Annotated in this window: 17 protein-coding genes; 12 read left to right on the forward strand and 5 right to left on the reverse strand. The window is 64.6% G+C overall.

Going from position 1 to position 15,765, the window contains the following annotated elements; genetic code table 11:
• The first annotated feature begins 271 nt into the window (after nt 1-271).
• The 4 genes from AB0M45_RS22545 to AB0M45_RS22560 all read left to right on the forward strand — a co-directional run bounded on the left by AB0M45_RS22545 (nt 272) and on the right by AB0M45_RS22560 (nt 2,488).
• Complete coding sequence (locus tag AB0M45_RS22545; RefSeq protein ID WP_364332412.1) at nt 272-1,165, forward strand: helix-turn-helix transcriptional regulator; 894 nt, start codon at nt 272-274, stop codon at nt 1,163-1,165.
• Entirely contained in the window at nt 1,162-1,368 is a 207-nt protein-coding gene (locus AB0M45_RS22550; RefSeq protein WP_364332415.1) for a DUF397 domain-containing protein, read from the forward strand. The genes AB0M45_RS22545 and AB0M45_RS22550 overlap by 4 nt, the downstream gene beginning before the upstream one ends.
• Nucleotides 1,369-1,562: 194 nt before the next feature.
• On the forward strand, nt 1,563-2,087 hold the full coding sequence (locus AB0M45_RS22555) for a DUF3558 domain-containing protein (protein ID WP_364332779.1): 525 nt from the start codon (nt 1,563-1,565) through the stop codon (nt 2,085-2,087).
• Nucleotides 2,088-2,104: 17 nt separating this feature from the next.
• Nucleotides 2,105-2,488: a hypothetical protein gene (locus AB0M45_RS22560; RefSeq protein ID WP_364332418.1), complete on the forward strand. Its 384-nt coding sequence runs from the start codon at nt 2,105-2,107 to the stop codon at nt 2,486-2,488.
• Nucleotides 2,489-3,216: 728 nt separating this feature from the next.
• Here AB0M45_RS22560 and AB0M45_RS22565 read toward each other — a convergent pair.
• The 3 genes from AB0M45_RS22565 to AB0M45_RS22575 all read right to left on the reverse strand — a co-directional run bounded on the left by AB0M45_RS22565 (nt 3,217) and on the right by AB0M45_RS22575 (nt 5,846).
• Complete coding sequence (locus tag AB0M45_RS22565) at nt 3,217-4,569, reverse strand: hypothetical protein (RefSeq protein WP_364332421.1); 1,353 nt, start codon at nt 4,567-4,569, stop codon at nt 3,217-3,219.
• A gap of 4 nt (nt 4,570-4,573) precedes the next feature.
• Nucleotides 4,574-4,885, reverse strand: a complete 312-nt coding sequence (locus tag AB0M45_RS22570) for a hypothetical protein (RefSeq protein ID WP_364332424.1) — start codon at nt 4,883-4,885, stop codon at nt 4,574-4,576.
• A gap of 193 nt (nt 4,886-5,078) precedes the next feature.
• Nucleotides 5,079-5,846, reverse strand: a complete 768-nt coding sequence (locus AB0M45_RS22575) for a TetR/AcrR family transcriptional regulator C-terminal domain-containing protein (protein WP_364332427.1) — start codon at nt 5,844-5,846, stop codon at nt 5,079-5,081.
• A 95-nt stretch (nt 5,847-5,941) separates the two neighbouring features.
• On the opposite strand from AB0M45_RS22575, the gene AB0M45_RS22580 reads away from it, so the two are divergent.
• Entirely contained in the window at nt 5,942-6,904 is a 963-nt protein-coding gene (locus tag AB0M45_RS22580) for an ATP-binding cassette domain-containing protein (RefSeq protein WP_364332430.1), read from the forward strand.
• Nucleotides 6,904-7,728, forward strand: a complete 825-nt coding sequence (locus AB0M45_RS22585) for an ABC transporter permease (RefSeq protein WP_364332433.1) — start codon at nt 6,904-6,906, stop codon at nt 7,726-7,728. The genes AB0M45_RS22580 and AB0M45_RS22585 overlap by 1 nt, the downstream gene beginning before the upstream one ends.
• A 59-nt stretch (nt 7,729-7,787) precedes the next feature.
• Here the strand turns inward: AB0M45_RS22585 and AB0M45_RS22590 are convergent, their stop codons facing one another.
• Together AB0M45_RS22590 and AB0M45_RS22595 are read right to left on the reverse strand one after the other, a co-directional pair.
• Entirely contained in the window at nt 7,788-9,356 is a 1,569-nt protein-coding gene (locus tag AB0M45_RS22590) for an AMP-binding protein (RefSeq protein WP_364332436.1), read from the reverse strand.
• 15 nt (nt 9,357-9,371) lie between these two features.
• On the reverse strand, nt 9,372-10,262 hold the full coding sequence (locus AB0M45_RS22595) for an alpha/beta fold hydrolase (RefSeq protein ID WP_364332439.1): 891 nt from the start codon (nt 10,260-10,262) through the stop codon (nt 9,372-9,374).
• A 73-nt stretch (nt 10,263-10,335) separates the two neighbouring features.
• Between AB0M45_RS22595 and AB0M45_RS22600 the strand changes: the two genes are divergently transcribed.
• From AB0M45_RS22600 to AB0M45_RS22625, 6 genes are all read left to right on the forward strand, one after another.
• Entirely contained in the window at nt 10,336-11,040 is a 705-nt protein-coding gene (locus tag AB0M45_RS22600; protein ID WP_364332442.1) for a TetR/AcrR family transcriptional regulator C-terminal domain-containing protein, read from the forward strand.
• Between the two features lie 146 nt (nt 11,041-11,186).
• The gene (locus AB0M45_RS22605; protein WP_364332445.1) at nt 11,187-11,435 is read left to right on the forward strand and encodes a hypothetical protein; all 249 of its coding nucleotides are present in this window, start codon (nt 11,187-11,189) and stop codon (nt 11,433-11,435) included.
• Nucleotides 11,432-12,349: a phosphatidylinositol mannoside acyltransferase gene (locus AB0M45_RS22610; RefSeq protein ID WP_364332448.1), complete on the forward strand. Its 918-nt coding sequence runs from the start codon at nt 11,432-11,434 to the stop codon at nt 12,347-12,349. Before AB0M45_RS22605 ends, AB0M45_RS22610 begins: the two co-directional genes overlap by 4 nt.
• Nucleotides 12,350-13,065: 716 nt before the next feature.
• The gene (locus AB0M45_RS22615; protein WP_364332451.1) at nt 13,066-13,563 is read left to right on the forward strand and encodes an alpha/beta fold hydrolase; all 498 of its coding nucleotides are present in this window, start codon (nt 13,066-13,068) and stop codon (nt 13,561-13,563) included.
• Between the two features lie 769 nt (nt 13,564-14,332).
• Entirely contained in the window at nt 14,333-14,764 is a 432-nt protein-coding gene (locus AB0M45_RS22620; RefSeq protein WP_364332454.1) for a hypothetical protein, read from the forward strand.
• Complete coding sequence (locus tag AB0M45_RS22625; protein ID WP_364332457.1) at nt 14,765-15,736, forward strand: site-specific integrase; 972 nt, start codon at nt 14,765-14,767, stop codon at nt 15,734-15,736. It begins immediately after the preceding gene.
• Nucleotides 15,737-15,765: the final 29 nt, after the last annotated feature.

Raw genomic sequence — 15,765 nt, forward strand, 5'->3', positions numbered from 1 at the left:
GGACACCGAACGAGGTAGAGTCCGAATGGTTCGAACGGAACAAGGCAGCTTGAGGAAACCAAAAACTCGCTGTCCGAAAGCTTTCCGGCTCCTCAGTGCAGCTAGTGGATCCGAGGTTTCCCGGTCATCGGGGCGACTCCAAGTAGACCCGAAAAAATTGCTGCTGGACGGAATACAGCGGACTTTCCTTCGAATACACTGGGCGTCCACTGTGGGGCGGTTGTTCGTAGATAGGTCCAGTTTGGGCCGAATCAGATAGCGAGGCTAAACAATGGTCGGTGGTTCAACCCTTCCTCGACGGGCGCTCGGTCGTCGGCTCCGCGAATTGCGGACCAAGGCCAAGAAGAGCCAGCTGGCGGCGGGCTTGGCGATTGAGGTATCAAAACAGGGCATCGGACGACTGGAAGTCGGGCAAGTCGTCAGAATCAGCACAGCGCAATTCCGCGACCTGCTCGACTTCTACGGAGCCGATGAGGATGCCAAGACGGAGGTACTCGGCCTCCTTCAGGAAGTCAAAGCCGCCAAAGGCGATTCGTCCAGCGGCTGGTGGCGCGCCTACGCCGACGTGGTGAACCCGCATTTCGATCACTTCATGAGCCTCGAGCAGGCATGTCGGCGGATGACTACTTTTCAGCTGACGCTGCTGCCCGGCCTTCTGCAAACCCCCGCGTACCGCAGATGGCTTGTGGCGACCGCCGACCCGGCGATGTCCGCGGTGGATGTGGAGCGACGACTCGAATTGGCCGCGCGGCGCCAGCGCAGGCTTGTGGAAGACCCAGATTTTTCGCTCGAAGTGCTGTTGTCCGAGTCGGTGTTGCGGCATCAAGTCGGAGGCCGAGAGGTGATGAGCGAGCAGTCGCAGCACCTCGTGGAGATCGGGCGTCTGCCGAACGTGTCCATTCGGGTTATCCCATTCGATGCCGGTGGGCACCTCGGATTGGTGGTCCAGTCGTTCACGCTGTTCGACTTCCCGCCCCTGCATGCCAGTCGGATGGCAGAACCACCCGTGGTGTTCGTGGAGGGCTTCACGGGCGCGTTGTTCCTGGAAGACGATAGTGTGATCGAGCGCCACAAGGCGGCGCTGGCAAGCCTCCGGCAGGTGGCATTGAGCGAGGATGACACCAGGGTTCTGGTGCAGGATATTGCAGAGGAGTACGCCGCGTGAGCAAGGACTTGTCCGGGGCGAAGTGGTTTAAGAGTCGTCACAGCCAGCCGAGTGGGGACTGCGTCGAAGTTGCCTTCGTAGAAGGGGGCGTCGGTGTGCGCGATTCCAAGGACCCGGCCGGACCCGCATTGGTGTTCGCACCGGGCGAGTGGGACGCCTTCACCGCAGGCGTGAAAGACAACGAATTCACCTGGTCTGCCTGACTCATCGAACCACGCAGGCAACAGAGGACAGCCCCGATCAGGGCCTACCATGGGCCAAGGTCGGGGCCTTCCTCTCACTGACCTCCGAATTGCACGGTACGCGCAGAACGATGCCATGGTCGTGAGAAAGTGAGTCCGTGGGTCGTCTGCTAGAGTGGTCGCATTCTGAGCCGTCGCAGGTGGAGAGGGTGGGGATGGGGCGCCGAATCACGTTGACGCTGCTCGGTTTTCTGCTTATATCGAGTGCGGTTGGCTGCGGGGCCACCACGGACGATTCGCCCCTCACAACTACCACCGCGGCCAAGGCCCTGTTCAACCCGTGCACAGGCATTCCCGACGATGCGTTGCGAGAGGCGGGAGTCGATCCCGGCACCGAGGAGACTGGCATCGGTGGAGTGCACCAGTCCGGCTGGGAGATCTGTAGGTGGGATGGGCCCAAGTACTTCATCACAGTCTTTTCAACCGGTCGCACAGTGCCAGAGTTCGAGCGAAAGCCCGGGAACGTCGACTTCCAGGACGTCACGGTTGCGGGCCGCCAAGGCCGGCAATTCGAGGTAGAGGGCGCATCGAAGAATCTCGGTTGTGACGTCCTTTTCGCCGCGTCCCAGGGTGTTGTGCAATTGAGGATTCTGAATCGGGCCGGCATGGACGGTCTCGAAGACCCGTGCAAAGTCCTGTATCGCGTCGGCGAGTCGATTGTTCCTTCGCTACCGCACTGATCAGGGAGGGGAATCGCGTGAGCGAGGACAATGCGACGCAGTGGAGTCGGCTTGTCGCCCAAGCGAGAGCCGGAGAACTGTACCTCGACGATGAGAACGCCGCATACCAGTGCGCGAAGGCATGCGATCAGCGCATCAAAGACTTGCAAGAAATGCTCGCCCTGGCTCGTGATACCGCAAACGTATCGGGTTTCGGTGATTTCAAGATGGCCCATGATCTGGAAAAGAAGTTCCTGAAGCAGGCCACCGGCGAAGACAATTCGATCGAAAACGTCATCCTCGAACACATCGAAACCGTGAAGAATATGCGTGAGGTCATGGCGATCTCGTTCAAGCGCATCACCGGTGAGGATATCGAGAACGCGACACAGATCGCGAATACCACCGATCAGGTGGGCTGATGAGTAACCTGTTCTCAAGGATGGAGACCCTGAACCGGTCCTGCGCCGATGTTCACGCTGAACGTGGGGGGTCTGCACCACGAGCATTCGGCATCAAGGTCACGCGCGGGCGACGTTAAGTCAACATCGCTCCGACAGCGATACCGGCAAGAAGTCCCAGGACTGCCAGCAGAAATCCGGCGAACGAGGAAAGCAACCCGACACCGGTACGGCGAAGGCTATCACTGAGCGGAAGTCCGGTAGCGCTGAGGGCGATGAGGAGGATTCCAGCGAGCGGAGGTCCCGCTATGAGCCAGACAGCGTCTCGGGCAACCAGACCCGTGTAGGGCAGCGAAATGCAGACCATACCGACGACTGCGGCTACGAAGGACTCGGGACCGAACCAGTCCTGCCGTACATACTTCGACGGTAGTCTGCTCATGCCGTCGCCAACCATACGAAAATGACCAGCAAGCCAGCTGCCGATACACCGGCGGCTGTGCCCAGAGTCCTAGGCGTCCTCCGCCAGGCGGAGAATGCGCCAACCACGGTCATCGCGAAGACCACGGCGGCGTAAACCCAATGTTTCGACAGGTCGTGCGACGGGGCACCCCCATCGGCAACGCTGACCACCAGTGCAAAGATCAGCACAGAAGCGGCGGCGGCGAGAGGCACTGTAACCGTGGCCGCCTGCCAAAAGTCCGAGTCGAACAGCACATGGCGCTTGTCTGCCTCGCTTCTTGGCTCCACTAGCGGACAACCACGGTCGTGGGTGGATTACTCGGACCACCTAAAGAGGTCGGTTTGTTCCGTTCCCAGTTCGGATCGCTGAAGTCAGCCTTGAACGGCTCGAACATGTCCTTGCCTCCTCCTACCTCGTGAAAGGACGGTAGGTTCGCGAATGGACCCCACTGACTTCCCGAGTCCGCCGGATCGATCAAGACAGGTCGGCCGTTTCCTGCGGAATTATCCTGGTAGATCTCCATCGACGGGTAGTTGGTTATCTCCCCACCTGCGATGACCCGCGGTGTGCCGGGGTTCCCGCTGGCCGGTGATATCACAAGCTCACCATTGACGCTGTGCCCGCTGAGGTTCGATCCCGGCGGCGCAAACGGGTTGGCCGCGTCGTATTGGATCATGACCGAACCGTTAGGAAGCTGCTGCGCCTGCACTTCAGGCTCGCCGACCTTCACCTCACCGGAGATAGTCACCGAGGGGTTCTGTCGGGTGATGATGAGTCCGTTCTCGTAGTCGACATAGGTAACCACGCGTGCATGTTCGGGATCGAAGTCGGGATCCTCAGCCCGATTGTCGCCCAGGTCGTTTTCCGGCACGTTGAACACCTGCGCTGCAGGAATGTATGCGGCGGCGCGTACGATCCCTTGCCCCGGCACCGGCTCGATTCGCGCAACCTTTATGCTCGGTGGCACGCCCTGATACTTCGGATCATAACTGTTCGGATTCAACGCTTCCGCGGTCTTCCAGTCCGTCGGACTGGATGGCGCTCGCCCGAAAAGCTGCTGGAACGCTGCCGCGGACGTACGCAAACGATCCGGGTCCGACCTGGGATCCTGTCGCTTAGCGTCTTCGATCGCCTTAGTTGCCGCGGTGAGCACCGATCCCGGCGCCAATGCCTCGAGATCCTCATTGGCCTGCGCGATCTTCGCACCCCACTGTGCATCGGCACTCTCGAGTGTCGCGACCAGGCCGGCCAGCCTCGAAAGCTGCACTCCAGCCTCGGAATCCCAGTCCTCCACTCCACTGATCACCCAGTTGTGGGCGATGCTGACCGGTGGAACGACGTAGTGCTGGAAGATGGCTCGGATTTCTGTCAGCGGGTGCGCTATGTCGCGCGTCGCACCGGCCGCCGCGGCGCCGAGGTCATCGTAAGCGGTTGCGATCGCCCGCATCTGGGTCCGCTCGCGATCGGCTTTATCCTCTGCGGCTCGCCGAGCATCACCCTTCCACATCAGCTCATCGTGAATCGTGGAATGCATCGTGTTGGATGCTTTGATGATTACGTCGGCGATCTCGGTGGCATGGTCGGCGACCTCCTGCAGCCCCGCCAAATCCCAACCCAGCACGTCGCTCGGAGTCGCCATGGCGTCACTTCCCCGCGGCGGAGTTGATGTCCGGGACTGCGGCTATCCTTTTGGCGGCGTCGAGATCAGTGCCGTGGAAGGTTTCCGCCGACAAAGCCAGCAAACTGGCGAACTGATTGTACCGGGCATTGAGAACGTCCATGGTGCGGTCGCTCAGCGGATCCGACTTCCCCAGTGAGGCTCCGACAGCAGATCCTTTCAACTTATCCGCAACCGGACCCGCGCCTAGCTGTGGGGCCCTGTCGATCTCTGCTGGAAGCGCTACCAACACGCCCGCCGCCCGCCGCAAGCTGTCCGGACTGACCTCGAACGACATACATCGTCTCCTCCCCAAGAAGCCAGTGAAAGCCACGGCCAACGAACGTAGCTTGCCACACTGAGGGTCACCGCGGGCCGATCCAGTCGTCGGCAAGGGAGTACTAGAACTTTGCGAATGGGAGTGACGGTGCACCACTGCCGAAGCAAGGGGCTCGCCGCCGCCGCGCATGGCGCCGCCGGGCGCGAGACGCTTATGGTGCGGGCGGCTTAGCCCTATCACGCTGTGCGACATAATGTTCCAGCCCGTCGAGGATCCGCTGTAGGCCGAAGCCGAAGTGATCGAAATCGGGGGAGAACGCGTCGTCCGACAGGGCGGCCATGACCGGGTAGCGGCCGCTGGCCAAGGCCTGGTCCAGCACGGGCACCTGCACCTGCCAGAACTCCGCGTCGGTCATGCCCGACGTGCGTTCGGCCTCTTGCTCGTACAGCTGCGTGCGGGCGACGCCGAGCACGTAACCGGAGATCATGATGACCACCGAGACGAGTTCGCGATCGGGCAAACCCATCGGCCGGATCGCGCCGAGCACCTTCTCCATGCCTTCGACCGCGCCCGGTCCCAGCACCGGCCGCGACTGGTTCACACCCGTCAGCCACGGGTGCCGCCGGTACAGCGCTAGCGACTCGTAGGCAAGGGTTTCCAGCGCGGCGCGCCATCCGCCGACGGTTTCGGCCGGGCCGTCGACGGGACGCTGCACTTTGTCGAGCATCAAATCCAGCAGTTCGGCCTTGCCGGGCAGGTATCGGTACAGCGACATGGTTCCGGTGCCGAGGTCGGTCGCGACTCGCCGCATGGTCACCGCGCCGAGCCCCTCGGCGTCGGCCACCGCGATCGCCGCGTCGACGATCCGATCCAGGGACAGACCGGGTTTCGGTCCGCGACTCGGCCGGGGGCCCGAGCCCCACAGCAGGTCGAGGGTGCGGGCGATGTCGCCGCCGCCGCTGGTCTCCGCGCTGGTCATGGAGGTCAGCTTATCCGCTTGGCAAGAAACTGGGTACGTTGTACTCTGAATCGAGTACGTTGTACTCAGTTTTGCGTACGTCACGGGGAAGGTAAGTGGTGAACGATTTCGCTGTCCTCGCCGAAGGACTGGAAAAGAGATACGGGGACAAGCGGGCCCTGGACGGATTCGATCTGACCGTGCGCCGCGGCACGGTGCACGGACTGCTCGGCCCCAACGGCGCGGGCAAGACCACCGCGGTGCGCATCCTCTCCACGCTGGTCCGGCTGGACGGCGGTCGCGCCGGCGTGGCGGGGCTGGACGTGGCGCGCAATCCACGCGAGGTACGGGCGCGCATCGGGCTGACCGGCCAGTACGCGGCCGTCGACGAGGTGCTCACCGGACGGCAGAACCTGGAGATGTTCGGCAGGTTGTTCCATCTCGGCGGTCGGCGTGCCAAGCAACGGGCCACCGAACTGTTGGCGCGCTTCGACTTGACCGAGGCGGGTGACCGCGGCGTCGGCAAGTACAGCGGCGGCATGCGCCGCAGGCTCGACCTGGCGGCGTCGATGATCCTCGCGCCGGATGTGCTGTTCCTCGACGAGCCCACCACCGGTCTGGACCCGCGCAGCCGCGGCGAGGTCTGGGAATCCGTCCGCGCCTTGGTCGCCGATGGCACCACGGTGCTGCTGACGACCCAATACCTCGAGGAGGCGGACAAACTCGCCTCCCGGATCACCGTCATCGATCACGGCCGCGCCATCGCCGACGACACCCCGGACGGGTTGAAGAGCGCGGTTGGCGGCGACCGCATCGAGGTGGTGGCCGCGGACGTCGCCGACCTGCCCGCTGTCGCCAAAGTGGTGGCGCGGGTGTGCGAGGGCGAGCCGGAGACCGACAACGTCGAATTGCGCGTGTCGGCGCCGGTCACCGATCGGGTGGCGGCGCTCACCGAGGTCGCGCGCACCCTGCAGGACGAGGGAATCGAGGTCGAGGACATCGGCCTGCGCAGGCCGAGCCTCGATGACGTCTTCCTCCAGTTGACCGGACACCGCACTACCACCGGGGAGGCGGCCTGATGGGCACGATCGATCCGGCTACGACCCGCTCGCGGTCGCGCGCCTACTGGGCGGTCGCCGATTGCTGGAACATGGTGCGCCGCGGCCTGACCCACTACCAGCGTCAGCCCGTGAACATCGCGTGGCAGCTCGGGTTCCCGATTCTGTCGGTGCTGATGTACGGGTACGTGTTCGGCAGCGCGATGAGCGTGCCGGGTGGCGGCGACTACCGCAGCTTCCTCATGCCGGGGATGTTCGCGATGACGATGGCTTTCGGGTTCGTCAACACCGCGACGGTAGTCGTCTACGACGCGACCAACGGCGTCATCGACCGCTTCCGCTCGATGCCGATGGCGTCCTCGGCGGTGGTGTCCGGGCGCGGCGTGACCGATCTGATCGTCGCATGCGCCGAGCTGACCATCCTGATGCTGACCGCCTTGGTGATCGGCTGGCGACCCGAGGGCGGCGTGCTGCGCGGCCTGGCGGCATTCGGGCTGCTGTTGTTGCTGCGTTTCGCGCTGATCTGGGTGGGCGTGTGGCTCGGGTTGCTCGTCCCCAACCCGGAGGCCGCGGGCGGACTGTTCGCGGTCGCCTTCCCGCTCTCCATGATCTCGAGCATTTTCGTTGCGCCGCAATTGATGCCGGACTGGCTGGGCGTCATCGCGGCATGGAACCCGATCTCGTCCACGGTAGCGGCGACTCGCGAGTTGTTCGGCACGCCGGTGGGCAGCGGTGACTCCTGGGTGGAGCAGCACTCGCTGCTGATGGCGGTGGTGTGGCCGTTGATCATCACCGCGATCTTCCTGCCGCTGGCGGTGCGGCGATTCCAGCGGTTGAGCCGCTGATCCGCGGTCGCGGGTAAACCCGTTCGGCGCCCGGCATCGCACGGATGCCGGGCGCCATGCTATTTCTCGGGCCCCTTCGCGTCCGGGACTCGTGGGTTGCTGTCCAGGCTGGATTTCTGAATCTTGTCGGCGGGAGTGAGCGGCAGCTCCGCTCGAATCACGACTTCTTTCGGGACCTTGTAGTCGGCGATTCGTGTGGAACAGAAGGCTTCGAGATCCTCTTCGGTGGTCTCGGCGTCCGGAGCGAGAACGACGTAGTAGCGGCCGATCTCGCCCAGAACGGGGTCGGGAACGCCGACTCCGGCTGCCATGACGACGTCGGGATGTGTCGTCAGTACGTTCTCCACTTCGATCGGGTAGATAGTGAATCCGCCTTGAACGAACATCTCTTTGGCCCGCCCACTCAGCGTGATGGAGCCGTGCTCTGACATGCAGGCCATGTCACCGGTGTGCAGCCAGCCTTGGTCGAGCGCATTGGCAGTTTCGTCCGGCATGTTGCCGTAACCGGCCATGAGCGACGGGGAACGGACCATGAGTTCGCCGGTTTGCCCGATCGGAACTTCTGTTCCGGTGGTGTCCGCGATTTTGATCTCCACACCCGTGAGCGGCCGCCCTATCGAGCGCGCGAGTGTATCGCGGTCATCGTCCCAAGAGGTCATGACGACCGCTCCGGAAGTCTCACTCAGCCCGTAGAGGTTCATCACGGTCGCGTTCGGGAATCTCGTGGTGAGCCGCTCGAGCAAGGCCGGTTCGGCGTTGGCACCACCGGTGACGACCAACCGCACCTTCGAGGTGTCGGCCACGTCGAGTTCAGGGCGGTTGAGCAGCAGCGTATGCATCGTGGGCACACCGACCCAGAGGGTGAGGTCAGCAGTTCCGAAGAGAGCCGCGATCTCGCGTGAATCGAAGGTCTCGAGCAGGATCACGCGGGCATGTGCGACGAGGGCGGCCAGCACGCAACACGTTATCCCGCTGACGTGGTTGAGCGGGACGGCGGCTGGGAGCACGTCGCGGTTGTGCAGCCGCATGTGCTGCGCTTGGGCTTGCGCCGCGGCCAGCTGACCGCCGTGGGTGAGCGTTGCGCCCTTGGGTTTTCCGGTTGTTCCCGAGGTGTAGATGATCATGACCGGGTCGCGCGGGGTGACTGCCGCCTCGGCTTCGGCGAGTCGTCGGTTGTCGATTGATGCGTCCAGCAGCTCATCGAACGTCGAGTCGCCTCCTCTGCCGAAAGTCACCACGGTTTCCAGCTGGGGAAGGCCGCGACGAAGCTTTGCGAGGATGGAAAGGAAGTCGGTGCTCTCATGGAACGGCACGGTGATCACCATGCGTGCACCCGAATCGCTGATGATATGAGCGAGTTCGGTTTCCCGGTAGCGCACGCTCAGGCAGACCAGGACCGCACCGATCTTGGCTGTCGCGAAGTACACGGCGACCCAGTCCGGTGTCGTGGTGCTGAGAACGGCAACGCGGTCGCCGGGCTTGATCCCGTTGCGAAGCAGTCCTGCCGCGATCCGATCGGACCGCTCCTGCATCTCGCGGAAGGACAATTCCTGATCCTTGAAGACCCATCCCACGGATGACGATGCGGCATCCGCGGCGCTCGCGAGAAGATCATGAACCCGTCGCATGGTCATCTCCTCTCGTTACGCGCTCGGCCGCAGGTGGGTGCGAAGAAAAGCGATCTGATCGGCGACGATCCGTTCGACGATCGGCGGATGGTAGACGGTGAAGTGGTCGGCGTCGTAGTGCTCGAGGACGGCCCCGGGCACGGTCGCGGCGACTTGTTCCACGATCGCCGGGTCGATGAGGTTCTCGCGGTCACACGCGCAAATCAGCAACGGGCATCGCACGCGAGAAGCCACGGCCGCGGCATTGTAGAACAGCATGCCCAATCCCGAAGCGGCCGTGATCCGGTTGTCGAACCGGTAGCCCGGCGGGGTCACCGACAGCCAGCCCTCCAACGCCCCCGGCTGGTTGACGAACGCGAACTCGCCCGGCTTGCCGACCAGCGGAACGTACCGCCGGGGCAGGCGCAGCGTGGCGCGAACGAGATCGGACAGGATCGGCACGGTGAACCGTAGAAGATGCCGCAGGCCCGCTCGGGCGACGACGGCTCGCCCGCTGAGAACGGGACATTGCACGACCGCCGCGGCCAACTCGGGGTGGCGGGCTGCGGCAGCGACCACGTGGCTGGCCCCGAAAGACGTTCCCCACAGCGCTACGCGCGCCGAGTCGAGTTCAGGGCGGGATCGGACGAAGGCGAGTGCTGAGTCGACGTCGCGGGCGTAACGGCGGTGGCTGACCAGCTGCCGCGGTCGGCCACCCGATTCGCCGAGGTGACGGAAGTCGAAGGCCACCACGGCCAGCCCGGCCTCGGAGAACCGCTTCTCGTACTGGCTGAGCATCATCTCGTGCGTCGCGCCACCGCCGTGCACGAGCACGACCACCGGATGCGGGCCCGGCCCATCGGGCAGGGTCAGCCAGGCGGCGCACTCGTCACGACCGGACGGAAAGCTGGTACGGATGGTCATCATATCTCGATTCAAGTACGTTGTACGTTAACGAAGACAGTTAAACACGTACGACGTACTTAAACAAGGAGGGGTATTGCCTGCGCCCAGAAAGTTCACCCATGAGCAGCTGCGGGCCGCGGCTCTCGCGTTGGTCGACCAGCACGGACTCGCCGGGCTCACGATGCGCAGCCTCGCTGCCGTGCTGGGCACCGGCGCGATGACGATCTACAACTACGTCGACGGGCGCGAGGGGCTCGAGCATCTCGTCACGGAAGCCGTAATGTCCGAAGCACGATGGTCCATCGAGCCGGACGCGGACTGGGGGCAGGAGGTAACGGCGATCGCGGAAGGACTCTGGCGCAGCGCGCGTGCCCACCCGCACGCTATCCCGCTGATACTGACCCGGCGCAGTATCGACGAAACGACGCTCGCACCCTCGGAGGCGTTGCTACGAGCTCTGGCCCGTAGTGGCCGATCAGGCGGGGAACTACTCGTCGCCTTCCGCGCGGTGTCGGCGTTCATCACCGGATTCGCGCAAGTCGAACTCACCGGTCCGCTCTCGACCGAGCGCGGGGAAGACCTCACGTCCATCACCGACCGAATCGCGGCGCTGCCGTCCGACCGGTTCGCGAAGCTGATCGAGATTGCCCGAGCTGCCCTCGACAGCGATCCCGAAATCGAATTCCGTGCCGGCCTGGGCATCGTCCTCGCGGGTTTGGGTTGGCAAGCGAACCACCCTACTCGCTCTCCAGCCGGTACCTCGCCGCAGCAGGCAGACGGCAAGAGCGTCGAACGTTGAGCGGATCGCCTGTGCTGCAACGAACTCGGCTCCGCGATCTCGGCTGCCTCCCGCGCCCGCCCGAAGAACACCCGGTGCTGATCCGCCCGGAGCTGGTTCGCAGCAGATTTACCCGACCGTCATCGACCGATCCGATGACGAAGCCCATGCTGGTCTACGTCGACACGCTAACGATCCAGGACGTGCATTGTGCTGTTTGCGGTAGATGGGAGGACACTTCAGGGATGAATCGCAAATATCGCCCGTCGCTGAGCCTGTTCAGTCACCTAGAGGAACCCGCCGCCACCTCCGAACAGGCCGGTGCGGGCGTGGTGTGCCGACCGGTGTTCAGCAGCGCCGTGTCGGGTGCCGCGGCCGCGGATGATGCCGCCGCAGCGGCCGGCAGTGATCAGTGAACCCGAAGGCCCGAGCCTGGGATCTCGGGTACGCGGCCGGTTGGCGGCTGGTGCGTGCTCTGCCGCAGCGGTGGGCGATCCGCATGTTCGACATCGCGGCGGATCGCGCGGCCCGCGACGGGGGACCGCACCAATTGCGGCGCAATCTGGCCCGGGTACTGTCCACCGTTCCGGAGGAGGTACCCGACAATCTCGTGCACGCGAGCCTGCGCTCCTACGCTCGCTACTGGCGCGAAGCGTTCCGGCTGCCGTCGATGAATCCGGTGCGGCTGGCCGAGATCATCGAATCCTCGGCCACCGGGCTCGAACACATCCACGAGGCGGTCGAGCGCGGACGCGGGGCGGTGCTGGCCTTGCCGCACAGCGGCAACTGGGACATGGCAGGAGTCTGGCTGGTGCAGCGGGTGGGCTCACCGACCGTCGTGGCCGAGCGGCTCAACCCGGAATCGCTGTTCCGGCGCTTCGTCCGGTTCCGTGAGAGTCTGGGTTTCGAGATCGTCCCGCTCACCGGTGCCGCGATACCACCATTCGAGCAGCTGATCGCACGGCTTCGGCAGGGGCGGATAGTCGGGCTGCTCGGTGAACGCGACCTGTCCGGCACGGGCGTGCCGGTCACCTTCTTTGGCGAACCGGCCCGCATGCCGGCCGGTCCGGCCCGGCTGGCGATCGACACCGGTGCGCCACTGCTGCCGGTGCACTGCTGGTTCACTCCCGAGGGCTGGGGATTCCGCGTCGGCACGCCGATCGACACCGCGTGCGGAGTGCAGCACGCGACTCAGGCACTGGCCGACCGGTTCGCCGCAGGAATCGCAGAGCACCCGGCCGACTGGCACATGCTGCAACCGGTGTGGACCGCCGACTTCACCGCCGGCCAACTCGCCCGCGGGCATGCTCGCCGCAACACGCCACACTGACCCAGCACCCACCCCCAGCCCACTGGGCCGACGCGGCCTTCGCGCGGTCCCGCGCTCGCAGCGGCCGGGGGCTAGACGCAATGCGTATACGGACGTAGACAGCTGAATTTTTACTGCCTGAACGAATTGCTCGCGCAGACAAGAAAACTCGCGTAGTGCGGTACTCGGCGAGCGATCACGGTGGCTGATTCCTCACGGCTGGCGGGGCCAATTGTGGTACTGCGCTTGCGTGTTCGAGACCGGCATCGCGGAGCGGTTGCCTGATCCCCGTGCATTGCGACGGGAGTTCGGATCCCACACCATGGCTGCGGCCGCACCGCCGAGCAGAACCACGACGATGGCAACGATAACGACCCACAGCAGTACCACCGCTACTTCTCTCCAGTCATCCCCGTCCGTGCCATATAGCTTGTTATGCCATGGCGGACAATCACTTTCGTACTCGCCAGATTCTTTACAGGCGGGGCGACCGGCGCGACTCGAGGCGAAAATTCTGTGGTGTTACAGCACAACGGAGTCCTGAGGTTTGGGATACGTCTGGTAACGCACACCCGTGGCTGCCGGGAAAGTATTCGGTCGGAGACTTGCATCCGTGTCGGACACCTCGTCGGTGCCAGAAGGGATTCGCGGGGCACCAGGCATTTCGCCCGCTGGGCAGGGACGGATGGGTTCAGGAGTCTCGTTCGGCACGGCTCGTTCGGTGAGTTCGATCGGTAATGCGAGTACCCACCGCCGAGATGTCCTACGGGCACGGGTCTCCGCTGATCAAAGGCCGATTACCGTTCGTTGTCCTTGCCTGCGCCAACCCGCACGTGGTGGTCGTGGCAGAGCCGGCGTGTGCACTCGCGCGCGCCGAGGTTCCCGAGGCGCGGGTACGTGTACTGATGATTCACGGTGCGGGTGGTCATGCCGGTCTGCTGTGGCCGTTCGCCGCGGTGGCCGCGCACGAGGGCGTCGAAGCGATGGCAGTGGATCTGCCGCTCTACGGTGACACGGTGGAACCGCGGCCCAGGACGGTGCGATACCGCGACTGGGTGGATCTGCTGACCCAATTCGTCTGCGCTGAAACCGAATCCGATGATCGGCCGCTGGTGCTGTTCGGTGCCAGCATGGGTGGAATGCTCGCCTACGAGGCAGCGGCACGCACCCGCGCGGTCGCGCACGTCGTAGGGGGTAGTGGTGTAACTGGCCCGGATCCGGCGCTAACGTGGTGATACCTGGGGGATCTGATTAGGGAATCAGCCGGATTGCGTCAGAGACCTGCCGTGAGGCAGTCGCCTCGCTGTTGTTCCAGTGCTGACATTCTCACGAGCACGGCCGCCAGCTGAGAACGCGGTCAACGGCGGCGACCCAAGGTAAGGCTTCGCACGGACCGCGACTGCCCGGCCCGCGATGATCGCCGCGCCGATACTCTGAGCGCTGTTGTGGCCCAGAGGGATCGAGGTTCCGACGAGCAGGATGCCCTCGTCGGCCGCCGACCTCAAGGCTGATCGCCACTGCGGATCGGGGTCTGGTCCTGCCGTCGTAGACGAGGTCGTCTCCTGCGGTGATGTGCAGGTGAGGCCCGGTCAGCGTGACCGTCCAGGCGGATGTGACCTGTTCGGGGAACGGGCCGATCGTGACGCCCGCGCCCCCGTGGTCGCGAAAGAATACTCCGAGCGCGTCGATGGCGTCCTCACCATCGACGCCGCTGAGGACCACGGGCTCGCGCGGGTCCATAGCGATGATCGGGCCGGCGCCGGGGGATGGCAGCGGGCTGGGTCCACACTGCCGACTCGATGGGCACCCCGGTACGCTACCTCAGTTCCCGCCGCCACCAGCAGAATTGGCGTTGGAATGAACATTCGCGCGAGATCCGGCGCTAAGGGTTTACCGCATATAGCCGCGCACTATGTGCGGTAATCTAAGGGTCGTCCTGGCGTGATGCACCGTTCCGGTGGTGGCGACTCGGGAAACTATCTGCGGTAGCCGAGGAGGGTGGTCATGAGCGAGCCGGACCGGACCGGTATCCCTGAGGTCGATGGACTCATCTACCTCGCCGACCGGGAGCACCACGAGTTCTGGGCGCTGGCGGCGGTGAGCGATGCCGAGGGCACGGTGTCGAAGGTGCGCGGGTCCGAACTCGCGGATCGGCAGACCGCGGCGCGGCGGCGGTGGTCCGCAGCGAAGGGCCGACTCACCCAAGCGCAGAAGGACGGGGACGCGGCGAAGATCGCGGAGGCCCGGAAGCGATGCGACGCCACGTATGCCGAGTTCGACGCGATCTCCGAGGCGGTCATCCAGGAGTTGCAGGGCATCGTGGGCGCGGGCCTGGAACGCAACGATCAACTGCTCGGCCAGATGCGCCGCTCGTGGGATGCCGGATCGGCGGTCATCGACGCACTTTCACCCAAGCCCGGCACCGGCGGCCGGTGAATGGGCCGGGTTCATGTGCTTCCGGCCGCCGCGCGTGGTGTGCGGCTGGCCGATGCGGTGCGGATCTATCTAGGCACGATCACGGTGGCGAACACCCGCGCGACGTATGCGGCGGCGCTGGACCGCCTCGTCGCCGATTTCGGTGCGGATACCGATGTGGCGCAATTGGATCGGGAGCCGGACCGGGTCAGCGGCTGGTTCACCTTCGTGTGGGGCGCGAAATCGGCCAAGACGTTCAACATCCGGCTGACCGCACTGGGCTCGGCGTGCGGGTACTGGCGCGAGCAGGGCTGGCTGACCGGTGATCCTTTGGTGCGGTTGCGGGCCCGGCCCGCGCCGCCGGACACTAGCCGGGCGCTGCGCAGGGATCGGGTCGCCGAGATCCTGGGATCGGATGCGCCGCTGCGGGAACGAGTGTTGTGGCACATGCTCTACGAATCCTCCGCCCGCGCCGAGGAAGTGCTGATGCTGGATGTGCCCGACCTCGATACGACGAACCGGTGCGCGGTGGTGACCCGCAAAGGCGGCGCGCGGGAGGTCATCGCATGGCAGACCGGCACCGCCCGATTGCTGCCACGGATGCTGACTGGCCGCAAGTCCGGGCCGCTGTTCTTGACCGACCGCAAAGCCCGCCCGTCGGTGGCCACCAACGACATCGACCCGGCTTCAGGGCGGGCGCGCCTGTCATATCGGCGCGCAGCCGAATTGTTCGAAACCCACACCGCTGGCTACGCCGATGGCCCCTACACGCTGCATCAACTGCGTCATTCCCGGCTCACACACGCTGCGGAGGAGGGCGCGTCGACCCCGGTGTTGATGAAGCTGTCGGGGCATACCTCAGTGCGCAGCCTCGCGAAGTACGCAAGGGTGTCCGACGATGGTTTGCGCCGGTATCAAGCCGACAGCGACCCGGCTGCCCGCCGGCAAAGCTCATTTGCCATATACATCACATCGCACGTAGGTGACGCCTGACACAAGGTGGACCGAGAGAGAAAATAGAC

Source organism: Nocardia sp. NPDC051787, from assembly GCF_040681325.1.
GTDB lineage: Bacteria > Actinomycetota > Actinomycetes > Mycobacteriales > Mycobacteriaceae > Nocardia.